Raw genomic sequence first — 16,249 nt, forward strand, 5'->3', positions numbered from 1 at the left:
ACAAAAAGGTTAAGAACCCTTTTCACGAAGGGTTCCTAACCGAATTACCTGATTTACAGGCTAATGTTATTTAAGTTCAACTTCAGCTCCAGCTTCTTCCAATGTTTTCTTCAATGATTCTGCTTCGTCCTTAGCCAAACCTTCTTTTACTACGCTAGGAGCACCGTCTACCATGTCCTTAGCTTCCTTCAAGCCAAGACCGCAAGCTTCCTTAACGGCTTTAACTACCTGAAGTTTAGCTGAGCCAGCGCTCTTCAATACTACGTCGAAAGAAGTCTTTTCTTCTGCGGCAGCAGCACCACCGGCTGCAGGACCAGCAGCAACAGCTACAGCTGCAGCAGCAGGTTCAATACCATATTCTTCTTTCAGGATTGTTGCAAGTTCATTAACTTCTTTTACTGTCAAGTTAACTAATTGTTCTGCAAAAGCTTTCAAATCTGCCATTTTTGTATGATTTTTAATTGTTTAAATACTAAATAAATTGATATAATTCTTTTTCCGAAATTTACGCTTCGGGACGTTCACCAAGAGTCTTGAGAACTCCGTGGAGGGTGTTACCACCTGATTGCAGAGCAGAAATAACATTCTTGGCCGGTGACTGCAGCAATGCAACGATATCGGCAATAACTTCATTCTTACTCTTGATACTTACGAGAGCATCCAACTGGTCAGCACCAACATAGAAGCTTTCTTCTGCATATGCAGCCTTCAGTCCGGGAATACCGTTCTTAGCCTTATCTTTAATCAACTTGGCCGGAGCGTTAGCAACGTTGCTGAACATTACGGCAGTTGTACCTTTCAGAGAACCATAAAGCGGAGAAAAGTCTTCTTCCAGGCTCTCCAATGCCTTGTGAAGCAATGTATTCTTAACTACCATCAATTTGATGTCAGCCTTGAAACATTCTCTTCTCAACATGCTGGTTGTAGCAGCATTCATGGCAGTGGTATCCACCAAATAGAAGTGACCGTATTCCTTCACTGTAGCAGCAATCTGCTCAATAATCGTACTTTTATCTTCCTTTCTCATTATTACTCCGTTTTATTAGATTTCTTCTACTGTTTTCGGGTCAATCTTGATGCCCGCACTCATCGTGCTAGAAAGATAAATACTCTTAATATATGTACCCTTGGCTGCAGTCGGTTTCAATTTATTCAAAGTAGAGATGAATTCTTTCGCATTGTCGCGAATTTGCTCAGCGCTAAATGAAACTTTACCGATAGAAGTATGAACAATACCGCTCTTGTCAACCTTAAAGTCGATTTTGCCTTGTTTTACTTCTCTTACAGCTTTAGCAACATCCATAGTTACAGTGCCACTCTTGGGGTTAGGCATCAATCCACGAGGACCGAGCACACGACCGAGTGCACCAATCTTACCCATGATGGACGGCATAGTGATAATCACATCAATATCAGTCCATCCACCTTTGATCTTTTCAATATATTCGTCAAGACCAACATAGTCAGCTCCGGCTTCTTTTGCAGCAGCTTCAGCATCTGGTGTACAAAGCACCAAAACGCGTACAACCTTACCAGTACCGTGAGGAAGTGATACAACACCTCTCACCATCTGGTTGGCCTTACGCGGGTCAACGCCCAAACGTACGTCGATATCCAGAGAAGCGTCAAACTTGGTATAAGTGATTTCCTTTACCAACTGAGCAGCTTCCTTGAGAGAGTATGCTTTCCCTGCTTCAATTTTTTCTGCAGCCAACTTTTGATTTTTTGTCAGTTTACCCATTCTAATTGAAGTTTATTAATTATTAACCGGGAACTCCCCTTTTACAGCGATACCCATACTTCTAGCTGTACCGGCAACCATTTTCATGGCAGCTTCTACAGTGAAACAGTTCAAGTCAACCATTTTGTCCTGAGCAATCGTACGAACCTGTTCCCAAGTAATCTCGGCAACTTTCTTACGGTTAGGCTCAGCAGAACCACTCTTTTGCTTCGTCACTTCCAACAACTGGATAGCCACGGGAGGAGTCTTGATTACAAAATCGAAAGACTTGTCTGCGTAGTAAGTGATAATCACAGGAAGAATCTTTCCTGCTTTGTCTTGGGTTCTGGCGTTGAATTGCTTGCAAAACTCCATGATATTGATACCCTTGGAACCCAATGCAGGTCCTACTGGGGGTGATGGATTTGCCGCGCCTCCTTTAATCTGTAATTTGATTAGTCCAGCAACTTCTTTAGCCATTTTCTAATTGATTTATATATATAAACATTAATGAAGAATACTACAGCGTAACACCTGCACTATTCTTTTTCAACTTGCATAAAGCCCAATTCGAGCGGAGTCTTCCGTCCGAATATCTTGACCATGACCTTCAGTTTCTTCTTCTCGGTGTTCACTTCTTCAATGATTCCACTGAATCCACTGAACGGACCGTAATTCACCTTTACAGTCTCGCCGACTACATACGGGATACTCAAGTCTTCACCTGATTCCTGCAATTCGTCGACCGTACCAAGTATACGATTCACTTCCGACTGTCTCAGAGGTACGGGTTTTTCCGAACCACCCAAGAACCCTATCACATTAGGAGTATTTCTCAGATGATGAGCAACCTCACCCACCAGAGCAGCCTCCACCAAAACGTAACCAGGGAGATAACTTCTCTCTTTCACAATTTTCTTACCATTGCGAACCTGATATACCTTTTCGGTAGGAATCAATACCTGAGATACGTAATCACCAAGGTCGCTGTTTTTAATATCAGCTTCAAGGTATTCCTTTACCTTAGCTTCTTTTCCGCTAATAGCACGCAAAACGTACCATTTCTTTTCAATCTCAGACATTTCTCCTTACTTTTAATGTGGATAAACAAATTCCATCAGATGCTGGAAACAGAAGTCCATCGCAAATACTACCACTGCAATTAGTAGGGAAGCATATAAAACAACTACTGCACTGTTAGTAAGTTCAGAATACGTAGGCCACGACACTTTATGAACAAGTTCGTCGTAAGTTTCTTTAAAATAAGCTACAATCTTCTTCATTTCAAAAATATTAGCACGGGAGGAGAGGCTCGAACTCCCGACACCCGGTTTTGGAGACCGGTGCTCTACCAACTGAGCTACTCCCGTTTGTACATAATCAGTTCCCGATGTATACCGGGAACTGATTAAGATTATATTGGTTATTAGTCAAGAATTTCAGTAATCTGACCAGAACCTACTGTACGACCACCTTCACGGATAGCGAAACGCAAACCTACGTTCAATGCTACCGGGTAGATCAGTTCTACAGTGATTTCTACGTTATCACCAGGCATTACCATTTCAGTTCCTTCCGGAAGAGTGATTTCACCTGTACAGTCCATAGTACGCAGATAGAACTGAGGACGGTATTTGTTGTGGAACGGAGTGTGACGACCACCTTCTTCTTTCTTCAAAACGTAGATAGAAGCTTTGAACTTAGAGTGAGGTTTAATCTGACCGGGCTTACAAAGAACCATACCACGTTTGATTTCGTTCTTGTCGATACCACGGAGCAACAGACCTACGTTGTCACCAGCTTCACCTTGATCCAGCAACTTGCGGAACATTTCAACACCAGTTACAACAGACTTCTTGTCTTCACCCAAACCGAGGATTTCAACTTCGTCACCTACATGGATAACACCAGCTTCGATACGACCAGTAGCTACAGTACCACGACCAGTGATTGAGAATACGTCTTCAACCGGCATCAAGAACGGTTTGTCAATATCACGCGGAGGCAGAGGAATCCAAGTGTCGCAAGCATCCATCAGCTCCATAACCTTCTCTTCCCACTTTTCAACGCCATTCAACGCACCAAGAGCAGAACCCTGAATGAACGGAGTGTTGTCGCCGTCGAATTCGTAGGCTGAAAGCAGTTCACGCATTTCCATTTCAACGAGTTCCAACATTTCAGCGTCGTCTACCATGTCACACTTGTTCATGAATACAACCAGTCTCGGTACGTTTACCTGACGAGCCAGCAAGATATGCTCACGAGTCTGAGGCATCGGACCATCAGTAGCAGCAACTACGATGATAGCACCGTCCATCTGAGCAGCACCAGTTACCATGTTCTTTACGTAGTCGGCGTGACCCGGGCAGTCTACGTGAGCGTAGTGACGGTTAGCTGTTTCATACTCTACGTGAGAAGTGTTGATAGTGATACCTCTTTCCTTTTCTTCAGGAGCGTTATCGATAGAATCGAAAGAACGCAATTCAGAAAGACCTTTCTTTGCCAACACTGTAGTGATAGCAGCTGTCAACGTGGTTTTACCGTGGTCAACGTGACCAATTGTACCAATGTTTACGTGCGGTTTGGTACGTTCGAATTTCTCTTTAGCCATAGCTTTACTTGTTATTTATTTGATTAATAATCAGCTTTTACATCTTTGTGAGCTGTTACCGGGACTTGAACCCGGGACCTCTTCCTTACCAAGGAAGTGCTCTACCGCTGAGCTATAACAGCAAGGAGAATAAGAGTTGTGGGCAAAGATGGATTCGAACCACCGAAGGCGTAAGCCAGCAGATTTACAGTCTGCCCCATTTGGCCACTCTGGTATTTGCCCCTACATTACAAAAAGAACTCTTTTCCTTACTAAATCATCGCAGAGTGAACTTTACCCGGACGATTTCCGTTCTCATATCATCTCCACCTCGTGAAGAAAGACTCATTCCACTCATCCTTGAGCGAGCCTCTTGTCGGATTCGAACCAACGACCCCGAGATTACAAATCACGTGCTCTGGCCAACTGAGCTAAAGAGGCAAGCTAAAAAATGCAACCGTAACGTTCATAGTGTGAGCGAAACGGCTGCAAATTTAGGCATTTATTTTTTACCCGCAAAATTTTAGCGGAAAATTATTTGCTCCGTTGCTTTTCCTTGTACTTAACCAGCTGTTTTTCCAAAGCTTCCAGGCATAAATCCACTGCTTCTTCAAACGTATCACAAACCTTGTTTGCATAAAACTCGCCATTGGGAACCAATACTTTCACTCCGGCTTCTTTATTTTCGGCTGTTTCTGGTTTTACTACCTTTAATGACACCTCTACTTTCTTTATATCGTCGTAAAATTTCTCCAACTTAGCAACTTTCTTTTGAACGAAAGACTGCAATTGCTCTGACGCATCAAAGTGAATCGATTGAATTCTTACTTCCATACTTACCTCCTTTTTACTTTAGGCTCGGGGATGAGCCTGATTATACACTTTTTTAAGCTCTTCAAAAGTAGTATGCGTATAAACTTCCGTTGTCGCCAGACTCTCGTGTCCGAGGAGTTCTTTTATCGAGCCTAAATCAGCACCATTGTTCAGCATAGCCGTTGCAAAGGTGTGCCTCAGCACGTGGGGACTTCTTTTTTTTACAGTCACTACCTTCGAAAGGTTTCGTTTCACAAGGCATGCTACGATACCGCGGTAAAGCCTCTTTCCATTCTTCCGGACAAAAAAAGCATCCGAGCGAACCGGGACAGCTTCATTCCGCACATTGACATATTCTCGCATCGAGCGTCCCAGCTCCTCATCGAAAGGTATAAGACGTTGTTTATTCCGTTTTCCCGTCACTTTAACGAGAGAAGCCGAAAAATCGACATCCTTATCATCCAACCCTATCAATTCTGAAAGTCGCATGCCGGTAGCATAAAACATTTCAATAATCATATGGTCGCGACACCCTTCAAAACCTTCACCAAAGTCCATATCATCCAGTAACCTATTCATCTCACCCTCTCTCAGAAATACCGGAAGCGGTTTTTTCTTCTTGGGCCCCGTCACTTTCCGCAACGGATCTACCGCGACCTTGCCTCTCCTCAAAAGGAATTTATAGTATGTCCGGACAGAACTCAGCTTTCGGTTTATCGTATTAGAAGCAAGTCCTTTGTCCATCAAGGAAGCAATCCATTCACGAACAAGTTCCGCATCTACATCCAATGGAGTCAAGTCTCCCAACATTTCTTCTCCAAACCTCTGCAGTTCAAGAATATCTGCCCGATAGTACTCAACCGTACCTTTGGAATAGTTCCGCTCGTGCAGAAGATAGTCAAGAAAAGAATCTGTCAACAACATATCGCTACATATCTAAAATCATGCAACGAATGTATGAAAAAGAATTCAATAATTCAAAGGAATTTACGAATTATTAATCTTCTACTTGCTGAAGTTGTTGAACGTAAACAGCACGTTCTTTCTTAAGTCTTTTAGTCACAGACGGTTTATCAAATTGTTGTCTGCGTCTCAATTCCTTAACTGTGCCAGTTTTTTCAAACTTTCTTTTGAATTTCTTCAGCGCTTTTTCAATGTTTTCGCCTTCTTTTACAGGTACTACAATCATTTTCTTTTAATTAAATGTTAATGGTTTAAAAATCTCACGATTAAATTGAGCGGCAAAATTACACATACTTTCTTTATTCACAAAACTTTCTGCAAAAAAATTACCCATGATTCCTAATTATCAAACGAATGAGCAAAGGGAAAGATGTTTTTATTGAGCCAATCCGCTAAAATCCGTGAAGCATAGCACATTTTTAAAAGAGAATGTGTAACTTTGAAAGCAGAGAATGGAGAGATTATAAACTCATTTACACGCCTACTTAATTACATTTATAAAAATATGGCTCAGACAATCAATCAACGTATAGATGCTCTACGGGCATTGTTAAAAAGAGAAGGCATAGACGCTTTCATTATCCCCAGTACCGACCCGCACCTAAGCGAGTACGTAGCACCGTACTGGAAATCAAGAGAATGGATATCAGGCTTCACCGGTTCGGCAGGCACGGCGGTGATCACCAGCGACAAGGCGGGACTGTGGACAGATTCCCGCTATTTTCTCCAAGCCGAGCAGCAGCTGGAAGGCAGCGGCATCGACTTATACAAGGAAATGCTACCCGAAACGCCCAGCATCCTCGATTTCCTGCGGGAGAACCTTACAGCAAATTCAGTTGTAGGTATAGACGGAAAGGTATTTTCCACCACACAAGCCATAGCCCTGCAAGAGGATCTGGCAAAAAACGACATCACCGTAAAGAGCATTGCCGACCCGATGAATGAGATATGGACAGACCGCCCTCCCATGCCCGAAGCACCCGCCTTTATCCACGAGATGAAATACGCCGGGAAAAGCTGTCCGGACAAACTGGCTGCTATCCGCCGGGAGATGAAAAAGAGTGAAGCGGACGTATTATTGGTGTCGGCATTGGACGAGATAGCATGGACACTCAATATACGCGGCAACGATGTGCATTGCAACCCCGTAGTAGTAAGCTACCTGATAATCAACGAACAAGAAACACACTTTTTCATCCAGCCCGAGAAAGTAACGGAAGAGCTTTCAGCCTATCTGGAAGAAGCCGGCGTCACCATCCATGCTTATGGGGACACCGAATCCTTTGTGACAAGAATACCGGACGGCAGCATCATGCTCGACATGGGAAAGACGAATTATGCCGTTTATTCCGCCCTCCCCCCTTCCTGCCGGGTACTTGACGAGCGCTCACCGATAGCCTTGCTGAAAGCGGTCCGCAATGACCGGGAAATAGCCGGCATCCACGCAGCCATGCAACGCGACGGAGTGGCACTGGTGAAGTTCCTGAAATGGCTGGAGGAGGCCGTTCCCGCAGGCAACGAGACAGAAATCAGCGTAGACAAGAAACTGCACGAATTCCGTGCCGCACAGCCACTCTACATGGGAGAAAGCTTCGACACCATTGCCGGGTACAAGGAACATGGAGCCATCGTACACTACGAAGCCACTCCGGCAACGGACGTGCCACTGAAACCCGAGGGATTCCTGCTGCTGGACTCGGGTGCGCAATACCTGGACGGCACTACCGACATCACCCGCACCATCGCACTGGGGAAACTGACCGAAGAAGAGAAGACGGACTACACCCTGATACTGAAAGGACATATCGACCTCGCCATGGCTGTCTTCCCGGAAGGTACGCGAGGAGCGCAACTGGATGTACTGGCCCGCATGCCGATATGGCAATACCACATGAACTTCCTGCATGGTACCGGGCACGGCGTAGGCCATTTCCTCAATGTGCACGAAGGTCCGCAAAGCATCCGCATGAATGAGAATCCGGTAACCCTACGGCCGGGAATGGTCACTTCCAACGAACCGGGCGTTTATAAAGCCGGAAGCCATGGAATACGCACGGAAAACCTGGTGCTGACCGTGAAGGACGGTGAAGGCATGTTCGGAAATTACCTGAAGTTCGAAACCATTACCCTCTGCCCCATCTGCAAGAAAGGTATCATCAAAGAGATGCTGACGGCAGAGGAAACGGCATGGCTGGACAACTATCACCAGCATGTATACGAGGCACTTTCGCCAAGCCTGAACGAAGGAGAACGGGAATGGCTGAAGGAAGCATGCAGTAACCTAACCACTAATCACTAAAAAAATGGCATTAATAAAATCAGTAAGAGGATTCACTCCCGAAATCGGGGAGAATTGTTTTTTGGCGGACAATGCGGTTGTCATTGGCGACGTCAAGACGGGACGGGATTGCAGCATCTGGTTCAGCACCGTGCTGCGGGGTGACGTAAACTCAATCCGCATAGGGAACGGAGTAAACATCCAGGATGGAAGCGTGCTCCACACCTTGTACGAGAAATCGACCATAGAGATAGGAGACCACGTATCCGTGGGGCACAACGTGACCATCCACGGAGCCACTATCAAGGACTATGCTTTGGTAGGGATGGGTTCCACCATCCTTGACCACGCAGTAGTGGGCGAAGGGGCTATTGTCGCCGCTGGTTCCCTGGTATTGAGCAATACGGTCATCGAGCCGGGAAGCATCTGGGGAGGAGTCCCCGCCAAGTTCATCAAGAAAGTAGATCCGGAGCAGGCCAAGGAGCTGAACCAGAAGATTGCACACAACTATCTGATGTATTCCGACTGGTACAAATAAAGGGAGACAAGGCGCCCCAAAAAGGCAGGGCGATAAAGGGATGCCATTCCATCACCTTTACCGCCCTATCGCTTTTATCACTCTTTACTTTTCTAAAAGTTTATCATACTCATTATCTTATCCGTTGCACCGGCGTTGCCGGTCACATAATTGCTTGCATTCATGCCTGATTCGCGCAAAAAGACTTCATCTGTCAGCATACGGTCGAGCAAAGTTTTCAGTTCCTCATAATCCTTCACCGAGAAAGCGCCTTTTGCCTCCAGCAACTGGATGGCCTCCTGGAATTTCTGATACTTCGGTCCGAAAATCACCGGAATGCCATAAACTGCAGCCTCAAGGGTATTGTGGATTCCCACCCCGAAACCACCTCCGATATAGGCAATCTCGCCATAGCGGTAGATGGAAGAGAGCAACCCGAAGCAGTCGATAATCAGGCAGTCGGCCTTACGGACATTCTTCTCGTCGGCACGGGTATAGCGCACGTAGGGGCGTTTCAGTTTACGGATAATCTCTACCAGATGGTTTTCGTCGATAACGTGCGGAGCGATAACCAACTTCACCTCTGGATGCTGGTTAAAGTATTCAATAAACAAATCCTCGTCCGGCTGCCAGGAGCTTCCTGCCACGAAAGTCATCGTGTTGTTCTTGAAAAGCTCCACCAAAGGCAGATGTTTGGCCTCCTCACGAATCTGCAGCACACGGTCAAAACGGGTATCCCCCACCACCGTGACACGGCTGATACCTATCTTCGCCAGATAGCGTTTGGAGCGTTCATTCTGCACAAACAAATGGTCGAAGTCGCGCAGCACATGTCTGTACGTACCGCCATACCACTTGAAGAATACTTGTCCGCGGCGGAAAATGGAAGAAATGCTGTACACCGGAATACGGCGCTTGTGCAGTTCGTCCAGATAGTTCTTCCAGAACTCGTACTTGATGAAGAATGCCATGCAGGGATTCACGATATCCAGGAACTTCTTCACATTGCGGGACTTGTCGAAAGGCAAGTAACAGACAACGTCTGCCCCCCTATAATTCTTGCGGACCTCATAGCCCGACGGCGAGAAGAAAGTCAGCAGAATACCGTAATCCGGATATTTGGCACGAATTTTCTCAATCAACGGCCGTCCCTGCTCGAACTCCCCCAAAGAAGCGGCATGGAACCATATATAGCGCACGTCCTTCTCCAACTGCTGCCGGAGAAGTTCATAGACCACCCAGTGTCCCTTCATCATTTTTCGGGGCTTACGGCTAAATGGAGCAGCCAGATGCACCAGAATATCGTAGATGGCTATTGCCAAGTCATATAGCATACTATATGGATTAAGGATGAAGAAGATTTATTCACTTTAAAGCATCAACAGCACGCTGTATACGGGCCAACGTCTCTTCCTTGCCAATCAGCTCGGCAATGTCGAACATGTGCGGGCCTTTACACTCGCCCACCACTGACAAGCGGAAGGCATTCATCACATTTCCCATGTGATAGCCACGCTCAGTAATCCAACCAATCACAATATCTTCGGAAGGCTTGGAGGAGAAATCCCCGATGCCGCGCAACACATCCATCAATTCGGTCATGATGCGGGGAGTATCTTCCGACCAACGCTTCTTCACATCCTTTGCCGCATATTCCGTGGGGGCTACGAAGAAAAAACGGGTCTGGTCCCACAGTTCCTTTACGAAGTTGACGCGTCCCTTCACCAGTGAAACCACTTTCGTAAGGAACTCGTCGCTATAGTTGGAGGCGTCTATGCCGTTGGACTCCAGCACCGGTCTGAAAAGACAAGCTATCTCCGCATCCGGTTTCATCATGATGTACTCATGGTTGAACCAGATACCTTTCTTATAGTCGAATTTGGCACCCGACTTGCTGCAATGGCTCAAATCAAACAATTTCACCAATTCATCCATAGACATCAGTTCCTGGTCATTGCCCGGATTCCAGCCCAACAGAGCCAGGAAATTAATGACCGCTTCGGGCAGATAACCAGATTCCCGGTAGCCTGAAGAAACATCTCCCGACTTGGGGTCATGCCACTCCAACGGGAAAACCGGGAAGCCCAGACGGTCGCCGTCACGCTTACTCAATTTGCCGTTACCCTCGGGCTTCAGCAACAAGGGCAAATGCGCAAAGGCAGGCATGGTATCCTCCCACCCAAAGGCACGGTAGAGCAATACATGCAACGGCGCGGAAGGCAACCATTCCTCACCGCGTATCACATGGGACACTTCCATCAAATGGTCGTCCACAATATTGGCCAGATGGTAAGTAGGAAGTTCATCTGCCGATTTATAAAGAACCTTGTCATCAAGAATGGAAGAGTTTATCACTACTTCCCCACGAATCAGGTCGTTCACATGCACATCTTCGTTCGGCTCTATCTTGAAACGCACCACGTACTGCTTACCGGCAGCAATCAGCGCGTCTACCTCTTCTTTAGGAAGGGTCAGTGAATTGCGCATCTGCATGCGGGTAGAAGCATCGTACTGGAAATTCGCAATCTCCGCACGCTTTGCTTCCAGCTCCTCAGGAGTATCGAAAGCGATGTAGGCTTTTCCGGCCTCCAGCAGAATCTGAACATACTTCTTGTATATTTCCCGACGTTCCGACTGACGGTACGGGCCATGGTCTCCACCGAAACTCACGCCCTCGTCAAACGGGATGCCCAACCATTTGAAAGACTCCAGGATATATTCTTCCGCACCCGGTACAAACCGGTTGGAATCAGTATCTTCAATACGAAATATAAAATCTCCTCCATGCTGACGCGCAAAGAGATAATTGTATAAAGCTGTACGCACACCGCCGATGTGCAACGCCCCCGTAGGACTCGGGGCAAAACGGACTCTGACCTTTCTTTCTGTCATAATCTACCTTACTTATGAATATTTTAGACGGCAAAATTAAACCTTTTTTTCCACACTAATGTTTTTTTTTGTACTTTTCGCAAAAATTTCAGCCGATATGAGTTATTTCAATACAAAAAAAGAGTTCTCGCTCAGAGATTTGCTATACAGAGCACTGATATTCATCGGCACTGTGGGGATTATTGTCTATTTTCTGCCACGTGACGGTAAATTCAACTACCAGTTCGACATTGACAAGCCCTGGAAGTACGGACAGCTCATGGCCACCTTCGACTTCCCCATCTATAAGGCCGATGAAGTGGTGAAACGCGAGCAAGACAGTATCCTCGCCGCCTTCCAGCCGTATTTCCAGCTGGACAAAAGCATTGAGAAAAGTGTGCTCGCCAAGTTGAAGGCAGACTATCAGACCCACCTGCGCGGCCTGCTTCCCTCCACCGACTACGTCCGCTTTCTGGAAAGGAAACTCTCTGAAGTATATCGCGCCGGCATCGTTTCTACCGAAGAGCTGAACCAACTGCATAAGGACAGCACAACCGCCATCATGGTCATTAACGACAAACTGGCCAACCAGCAGGACATCAACAAGGTATATTCGGTGAAGGATGCCTATAACTATATACTCACGGCCGATACCGCCCACTACCGCCCGGACATTCTACGGCAATGCTCGCTGAACGAATATCTGTTCCCTAATCTGACCTATGACGAGCAGCGGACCGAAACCGCTAAGAAGGAGATGCTCGACAACTATTCATGGGCCAACGGCATCGTACTGAGCGGACAGAAAATCATCGACCGCGGCGAGATTGTCAGCCAGGAGACATACAACATCCTTGAGAGTCTACGGAAAGAATCCATCAAACGCAGTGAGTCCATCGGGCAAAAACGGTTGATGCTGGCGGGGCAGGTATTGTTTGTCAGTATCTTCATGCTGTGTTTCATGCTCTACCTCGACTTGTTCCGTAAAGATTACTACAAGCGCAAGGGCAGCCTCTCCCTGCTCTTCGCCCTCATCATGTTCTATTGCGTGGTGACGGCCATCATGGTTGCCAACAACATATTCAATGTCTATATCATCCCGTATGCCATGCTGCCGGTCATCATCCGGGTGTTCCTCGACTCACGCACGGCCTTCATCGCACAAGTCACCACCATACTGATATGCTCCATCTGCCTGCGCTATCCGCATGAATTCATTCTTCTGCAACTCTCGGCGGGACTGGTTGCCATCTTCAGTCTGAGGGAACTTTCACAACGGTCGCAACTGTTCCGGACAGCCTTCCTCGTCATATTGACCTACGCTGCCGTCTACTTTGCTTTCGAGCTGATTACAGAAAACGACTTGACAAAAATCAACGGAAGCATGTACACTTATTTCGTCATTAACGGAGTGTTGCTGCTGTTCACCTATCCCCTGCTCTTCCTGGTGGAAAAGACGTTTGGCTTTACCTCCAATGTCACCCTGGTCGAATTGTCCAACATCAACAACAGCCTGCTGCGCCGCATGTCCGAGACAGTTCCCGGCACCTTCCAGCATTCCATGCAGGTTGCCAACCTTGCGGCGGAAGCGGCCAACCGTATCGGAGCCAAAAGCCAGCTGGTACGTACCGGAGCGCTGTATCATGACATCGGCAAGATGGAGAATCCGGTGTTCTTCACCGAGAACCAGTCGGGTGGAGTCAATCCGCACAAGAATCTGGGCTATGAGCAAAGTGCCCAAGTCGTCATCAGCCATGTGACGGACGGGCTGAAGCTGGCCGAGAAGAACAATCTCCCCAAAGTAATCAAGGATTTCATCACCACTCACCATGGCCGTGGGAAAACGAAGTATTTCTATATCTCCTGGAAAAACGAGCACCCCGGTGAAGACCCTAACGAGGAGGCATTCACCTACCCCGGTCCCAACCCGTTCACCAAAGAGCAGGCTATCCTGATGATGGCCGATTCGGTGGAAGCCGCTTCACGCAGTCTGCCCGAATATACGGAAGAGAGCATCAGCAACCTGGTAGACAAGATTATCGATTCGCAAGTGGCAGAAGGCTATTTCAAGGAATGCCCCATCACCTTCAAGGATATTGCCACCGTGAAGAACGTATTCAAGGAGAAGCTGAAGACTATATACCATACCCGCATCAGTTATCCCGAACTTAAAAAATAAGAACTATGGAAGTGACCAGTAAAGAACAGAAAAGAGCCGAACAACTGCTGCAAAGCCAGCACATCGGACTGCACCAAATCAAGAGTTTCAGTTTCATGAAGCGTTACCACCAGGTTCCCCGCAAAAGCAACTTGGCTGCGAAAGACAAATATGGTCCGGGCATACTGACTTTACATCTAAAGGAAGGAAAAGAAAAAGTAATCTATCTGCCTCCTTTCCGTCACCCTTCCTCGGTCATCCGCTACCTGGTCTCCCAAGAAATCCCCTTCGACAACTACGCACCGAGGGAACGGACAGTCGCAGAGGTTCCCACAGAAACATACCAGCGTCCGTCACTCTATATGTTCTGGTTCTTTGTCTTATTCCTGATATTCCTTATATTGGGATATTATTCCATCAGTGGCAGGGGCTTCATCCCGGCTATCATTTCGTTTGCATTAAGTCTTTTTTTCATCAGCATGCTGATGACCCGCTTCTGCTACCTGACGTTGGACAATAACGGCCTCATCATACACAGCGTAGGCAGGACTATCCGCTATCCGTACCAGAACCTAAGAAAAGTAAACTTCGACTTTGCCCGCGAACAGAATTTCACGCACGTCATGGAATTGCTGGACAACGATTACCGCTACCGTCTGTTCTATATCGGAAGGGTTTCGAGGAAGAAACTGAATGAGATTGCCGAACGCCTGCAACAAGCCGGAGTGGATGCCACTTGCAGCCTGAATGATAACAAGCGGTTCTTCCAGGATACGTATATCAGCCACTAAACAGACGTTAGCCAACAAATAAGCTGTCGGATACGGCATCATTCCCGTTTCGCAGATTTCAGAATGATGCCTTTGCACTTGCTCTCAATTTATTTATAATTGCAGGATAAACCTTTTTATAAATAATTTGGAAATGAGCAGAAATGAAATTACCTTACAAGAGATGTTCTCCTCAGTCATCGGGGAACTCCGGGAAGGCGGCAGGTGGGGAACGGCACACATCTACCAGTCAGCGGTGAATGCATTCTCGGTATTCACCAAATGGCAACCGATGCCCATGCGCAAGCTGAGCCCGACCGTACTGAAGAGATTCGAAAACTTCCTCAGACAGAGGAATTGTAGTTGGAATACGGTGTCCACTTATATCAAAGCGATACGTTCGGTTTACAACCGGGCAGTGGACAGAAAGATGGTGCGATATGTACCCAGGCTGTTTGAGCATGTGTATACCGGTACACGGACAGATAGGAAAAAGGCGCTCGAAGCTTCCGACATAGGCTGCTTGGTACGGGAGACAGAGATGAGCCTGCAGGACGGCCAATCTCCCAACACCCGACAGAAAACAAAAATTTTCTTTGTACTGATGTTTATGCTAAGAGGGATTCCTTTTGTGGACCTGGCCTATTTGCATAAGAGGGATTTACAAGGAAACACCTTGTCTTATAGACGCAGGAAGACGGGACGGGCACTGACCGTGTCATTGACGCCGGAAGCTATGCAAATGGTGAGAATGATAGCGAACAAGGACAAGGACTCTCCTTATTTATTCCCCATATTACAAAGTGAGGAAGGCACGGAAGCGGCATACCGGGAATACCAGGCGGCGCTCAGGGCATTCAACCAACGTCTGGCAGTGCTCAGGCAGTGCCTAGGAATGCAGTCGGCACTCAGTAGTTATGCAGCCAGACACACCTGGGCCACAATGGCCTACCATTGCGAGATACACCCCGGAATCATATCGGAAGCCATGGGGCACTCCTCCATCACGGTGACGGAAACCTATCTGAAGCCTTTCAGCAACAGAAAGATTGACGAAGCCAATCAGAAGGTAATTTCTTTTGTAAAAAACGAAGGATATCCAGTATAAAAGAGATTACTTCTTTTGAGGAAGTAGAGCAAACTTGTTGTTTCTTTTTTATAGTCTTCAAACAAAGTTTTGAGGAGCGGATTGATATTGGCTTTACAAAAAGTTTCCCAACGTAAGCAATAAACTGAGAGATAGAATCTTATATTGAAAATTAGAGACTTTTTCACTTCATAATTTCTATTGCAGCTTTTCTATGATGTTGGAGATTAAGACTATATATTATCTTTCCAATATCCCAACGGACTGTTTTTTACTATTCCAAACAAAACCGGTCTATTTTCTCCTTATTCCCTGATTATTAACGGAATTAACAGGATTTCATTACCTGCGAAGTAACGGAATACTTGACAACAAAACAAGTATGCGAAAGGGATTTAAAATGAGAGATTATTCACTTTTTATTTTTTTTAAATTTATAAATTTAAAGTTTTCAATTATGAACAAAAAGTTTCTAAGTGTGA

Annotated in this window: 17 protein-coding genes and 4 tRNA genes; 5 read left to right on the forward strand and 16 right to left on the reverse strand. The window is 46.3% G+C overall.

Annotated features, from left to right (window positions below; all coding sequences use genetic code 11):
* Positions 1-66: 66 nt before the first annotated feature.
* From rplL to rpsU, 14 genes are all read right to left on the reverse strand, one after another.
* Positions 67-444: a 50S ribosomal protein L7/L12 gene (gene rplL / locus DWY55_RS12105; RefSeq protein ID WP_004291279.1), complete on the reverse strand. Its 378-nt coding sequence runs from the start codon at positions 442-444 to the stop codon at positions 67-69.
* Positions 445-505: 61 nt separating this feature from the next.
* The gene (rplJ, locus tag DWY55_RS12110; protein WP_005825719.1) at positions 506-1,027 is read right to left on the reverse strand and encodes a 50S ribosomal protein L10; all 522 of its coding nucleotides are present in this window, start codon (positions 1,025-1,027) and stop codon (positions 506-508) included.
* Between the two features lie 15 nt (positions 1,028-1,042).
* Positions 1,043-1,741 (reverse strand): 50S ribosomal protein L1, encoded by a 699-nt coding sequence (rplA, locus tag DWY55_RS12115; protein ID WP_005825721.1) that lies wholly within the window; start codon positions 1,739-1,741, stop codon positions 1,043-1,045.
* Between the two features lie 15 nt (positions 1,742-1,756).
* Complete coding sequence (gene rplK, locus DWY55_RS12120) at positions 1,757-2,200, reverse strand: 50S ribosomal protein L11 (protein WP_005825722.1); 444 nt, start codon at positions 2,198-2,200, stop codon at positions 1,757-1,759.
* A 59-nt stretch (positions 2,201-2,259) separates the two neighbouring features.
* Positions 2,260-2,802: a transcription termination/antitermination protein NusG gene (gene nusG / locus DWY55_RS12125; protein WP_005825724.1), complete on the reverse strand. Its 543-nt coding sequence runs from the start codon at positions 2,800-2,802 to the stop codon at positions 2,260-2,262.
* 12 nt (positions 2,803-2,814) lie between these two features.
* Positions 2,815-3,003 carry a preprotein translocase subunit SecE gene (gene secE, locus DWY55_RS22625; RefSeq protein ID WP_005825726.1) on the reverse strand — a complete coding sequence of 63 codons (189 nt, stop codon included), beginning with the start codon at positions 3,001-3,003 and terminating at the stop codon, positions 2,815-2,817.
* Positions 3,004-3,017: 14 nt separating this feature from the next.
* Positions 3,018-3,090 (reverse strand) — tRNA-Trp (locus tag DWY55_RS12135).
* A gap of 56 nt (positions 3,091-3,146) precedes the next feature.
* Positions 3,147-4,331 carry an elongation factor Tu gene (gene tuf / locus DWY55_RS12140; protein WP_005825727.1) on the reverse strand — a complete coding sequence of 395 codons (1,185 nt, stop codon included), beginning with the start codon at positions 4,329-4,331 and terminating at the stop codon, positions 3,147-3,149.
* Between the two features lie 50 nt (positions 4,332-4,381).
* Positions 4,382-4,453 (reverse strand) — tRNA-Thr (locus DWY55_RS12145).
* Between the two features lie 17 nt (positions 4,454-4,470).
* Positions 4,471-4,553, reverse strand: a tRNA-Tyr gene (locus DWY55_RS12150).
* Positions 4,554-4,677: 124 nt separating this feature from the next.
* Positions 4,678-4,751, reverse strand: a tRNA-Thr gene (locus DWY55_RS12155).
* A 93-nt stretch (positions 4,752-4,844) separates the two neighbouring features.
* Positions 4,845-5,144 carry a ribosome hibernation-promoting factor, HPF/YfiA family gene (gene hpf, locus DWY55_RS12160; RefSeq protein WP_005825731.1) on the reverse strand — a complete coding sequence of 100 codons (300 nt, stop codon included), beginning with the start codon at positions 5,142-5,144 and terminating at the stop codon, positions 4,845-4,847.
* Between the two features lie 18 nt (positions 5,145-5,162).
* On the reverse strand, positions 5,163-6,047 hold the full coding sequence (locus DWY55_RS12165) for a tyrosine recombinase XerC (protein ID WP_005825733.1): 885 nt from the start codon (positions 6,045-6,047) through the stop codon (positions 5,163-5,165).
* A gap of 73 nt (positions 6,048-6,120) precedes the next feature.
* The gene (gene rpsU / locus DWY55_RS12170; protein ID WP_005825735.1) at positions 6,121-6,312 is read right to left on the reverse strand and encodes a 30S ribosomal protein S21; all 192 of its coding nucleotides are present in this window, start codon (positions 6,310-6,312) and stop codon (positions 6,121-6,123) included.
* A 279-nt stretch (positions 6,313-6,591) separates the two neighbouring features.
* On the opposite strand from rpsU, the gene DWY55_RS12175 reads away from it, so the two are divergent.
* Positions 6,592-8,385: an aminopeptidase P family protein gene (locus tag DWY55_RS12175; RefSeq protein ID WP_008661879.1), complete on the forward strand. Its 1,794-nt coding sequence runs from the start codon at positions 6,592-6,594 to the stop codon at positions 8,383-8,385.
* 4 nt (positions 8,386-8,389) lie between these two features.
* Positions 8,390-8,902 (forward strand): gamma carbonic anhydrase family protein, encoded by a 513-nt coding sequence (locus tag DWY55_RS12180; RefSeq protein WP_005825738.1) that lies wholly within the window; start codon positions 8,390-8,392, stop codon positions 8,900-8,902.
* Positions 8,903-8,994: 92 nt separating this feature from the next.
* Here DWY55_RS12180 and DWY55_RS12185 read toward each other — a convergent pair whose 3' ends face one another.
* Both DWY55_RS12185 and gltX read right to left on the reverse strand, forming a co-directional pair.
* Positions 8,995-10,215: a 3-deoxy-D-manno-octulosonic acid transferase gene (locus DWY55_RS12185; protein WP_005825739.1), complete on the reverse strand. Its 1,221-nt coding sequence runs from the start codon at positions 10,213-10,215 to the stop codon at positions 8,995-8,997.
* Between the two features lie 31 nt (positions 10,216-10,246).
* A complete protein-coding gene (gene gltX / locus DWY55_RS12190) occupies positions 10,247-11,773 on the reverse strand; it encodes a glutamate--tRNA ligase (RefSeq protein WP_005825740.1) in 1,527 nt (508 codons plus the stop codon).
* Positions 11,774-11,870: 97 nt separating this feature from the next.
* On the opposite strand from gltX, the gene DWY55_RS12195 reads away from it, so the two are divergent.
* The 3 genes from DWY55_RS12195 to DWY55_RS12205 all read left to right on the forward strand — a co-directional run bounded on the left by DWY55_RS12195 (position 11,871) and on the right by DWY55_RS12205 (position 15,788).
* Entirely contained in the window at positions 11,871-13,931 is a 2,061-nt protein-coding gene (locus DWY55_RS12195; RefSeq protein WP_009037308.1) for an HD family phosphohydrolase, read from the forward strand.
* 5 nt (positions 13,932-13,936) lie between these two features.
* Complete coding sequence (locus DWY55_RS12200) at positions 13,937-14,701, forward strand: hypothetical protein (protein ID WP_005825742.1); 765 nt, start codon at positions 13,937-13,939, stop codon at positions 14,699-14,701.
* Between the two features lie 133 nt (positions 14,702-14,834).
* Entirely contained in the window at positions 14,835-15,788 is a 954-nt protein-coding gene (locus tag DWY55_RS12205; RefSeq protein WP_008661885.1) for a tyrosine-type recombinase/integrase, read from the forward strand.
* Positions 15,789-16,249 lie beyond the last annotated feature (461 nt).

The organism is Bacteroides sp. AF25-38AC (genome assembly GCF_003602995.1).
Taxonomy (GTDB): Bacteria; Bacteroidota; Bacteroidia; order Bacteroidales; family Bacteroidaceae; genus Bacteroides; species Bacteroides uniformis.

Coding starts and splice junctions, on each gene's coding strand:
- rplL (WP_004291279.1), bottom strand. CDS start 444: ATGGCAGATTTGAAAGCTTTTGCAGAACAATTAGTTAACTTGACAGTA.
- rplJ (WP_005825719.1), bottom strand. CDS start 1,027: ATGAGAAAGGAAGATAAAAGTACGATTATTGAGCAGATTGCTGCTACA.
- rplA (WP_005825721.1), bottom strand. CDS start 1,741: ATGGGTAAACTGACAAAAAATCAAAAGTTGGCTGCAGAAAAAATTGAA.
- rplK (WP_005825722.1), bottom strand. CDS start 2,200: ATGGCTAAAGAAGTTGCTGGACTAATCAAATTACAGATTAAAGGAGGC.
- nusG (WP_005825724.1), bottom strand. CDS start 2,802: ATGTCTGAGATTGAAAAGAAATGGTACGTTTTGCGTGCTATTAGCGGA.
- secE (WP_005825726.1), bottom strand. CDS start 3,003: ATGAAGAAGATTGTAGCTTATTTTAAAGAAACTTACGACGAACTTGTT.
- tuf (WP_005825727.1), bottom strand. CDS start 4,331: ATGGCTAAAGAGAAATTCGAACGTACCAAACCGCACGTAAACATTGGT.
- hpf (WP_005825731.1), bottom strand. CDS start 5,144: ATGGAAGTAAGAATTCAATCGATTCACTTTGATGCGTCAGAGCAATTG.
- DWY55_RS12165 (WP_005825733.1), bottom strand. CDS start 6,047: ATGTTGTTGACAGATTCTTTTCTTGACTATCTTCTGCACGAGCGGAAC.
- rpsU (WP_005825735.1), bottom strand. CDS start 6,312: ATGATTGTAGTACCTGTAAAAGAAGGCGAAAACATTGAAAAAGCGCTG.
- DWY55_RS12175 (WP_008661879.1), top strand. CDS start 6,592: ATGGCTCAGACAATCAATCAACGTATAGATGCTCTACGGGCATTGTTA.
- DWY55_RS12180 (WP_005825738.1), top strand. CDS start 8,390: ATGGCATTAATAAAATCAGTAAGAGGATTCACTCCCGAAATCGGGGAG.
- DWY55_RS12185 (WP_005825739.1), bottom strand. CDS start 10,215: ATGCTATATGACTTGGCAATAGCCATCTACGATATTCTGGTGCATCTG.
- gltX (WP_005825740.1), bottom strand. CDS start 11,773: ATGACAGAAAGAAAGGTCAGAGTCCGTTTTGCCCCGAGTCCTACGGGG.
- DWY55_RS12195 (WP_009037308.1), top strand. CDS start 11,871: ATGAGTTATTTCAATACAAAAAAAGAGTTCTCGCTCAGAGATTTGCTA.
- DWY55_RS12200 (WP_005825742.1), top strand. CDS start 13,937: ATGGAAGTGACCAGTAAAGAACAGAAAAGAGCCGAACAACTGCTGCAA.
- DWY55_RS12205 (WP_008661885.1), top strand. CDS start 14,835: ATGAGCAGAAATGAAATTACCTTACAAGAGATGTTCTCCTCAGTCATC.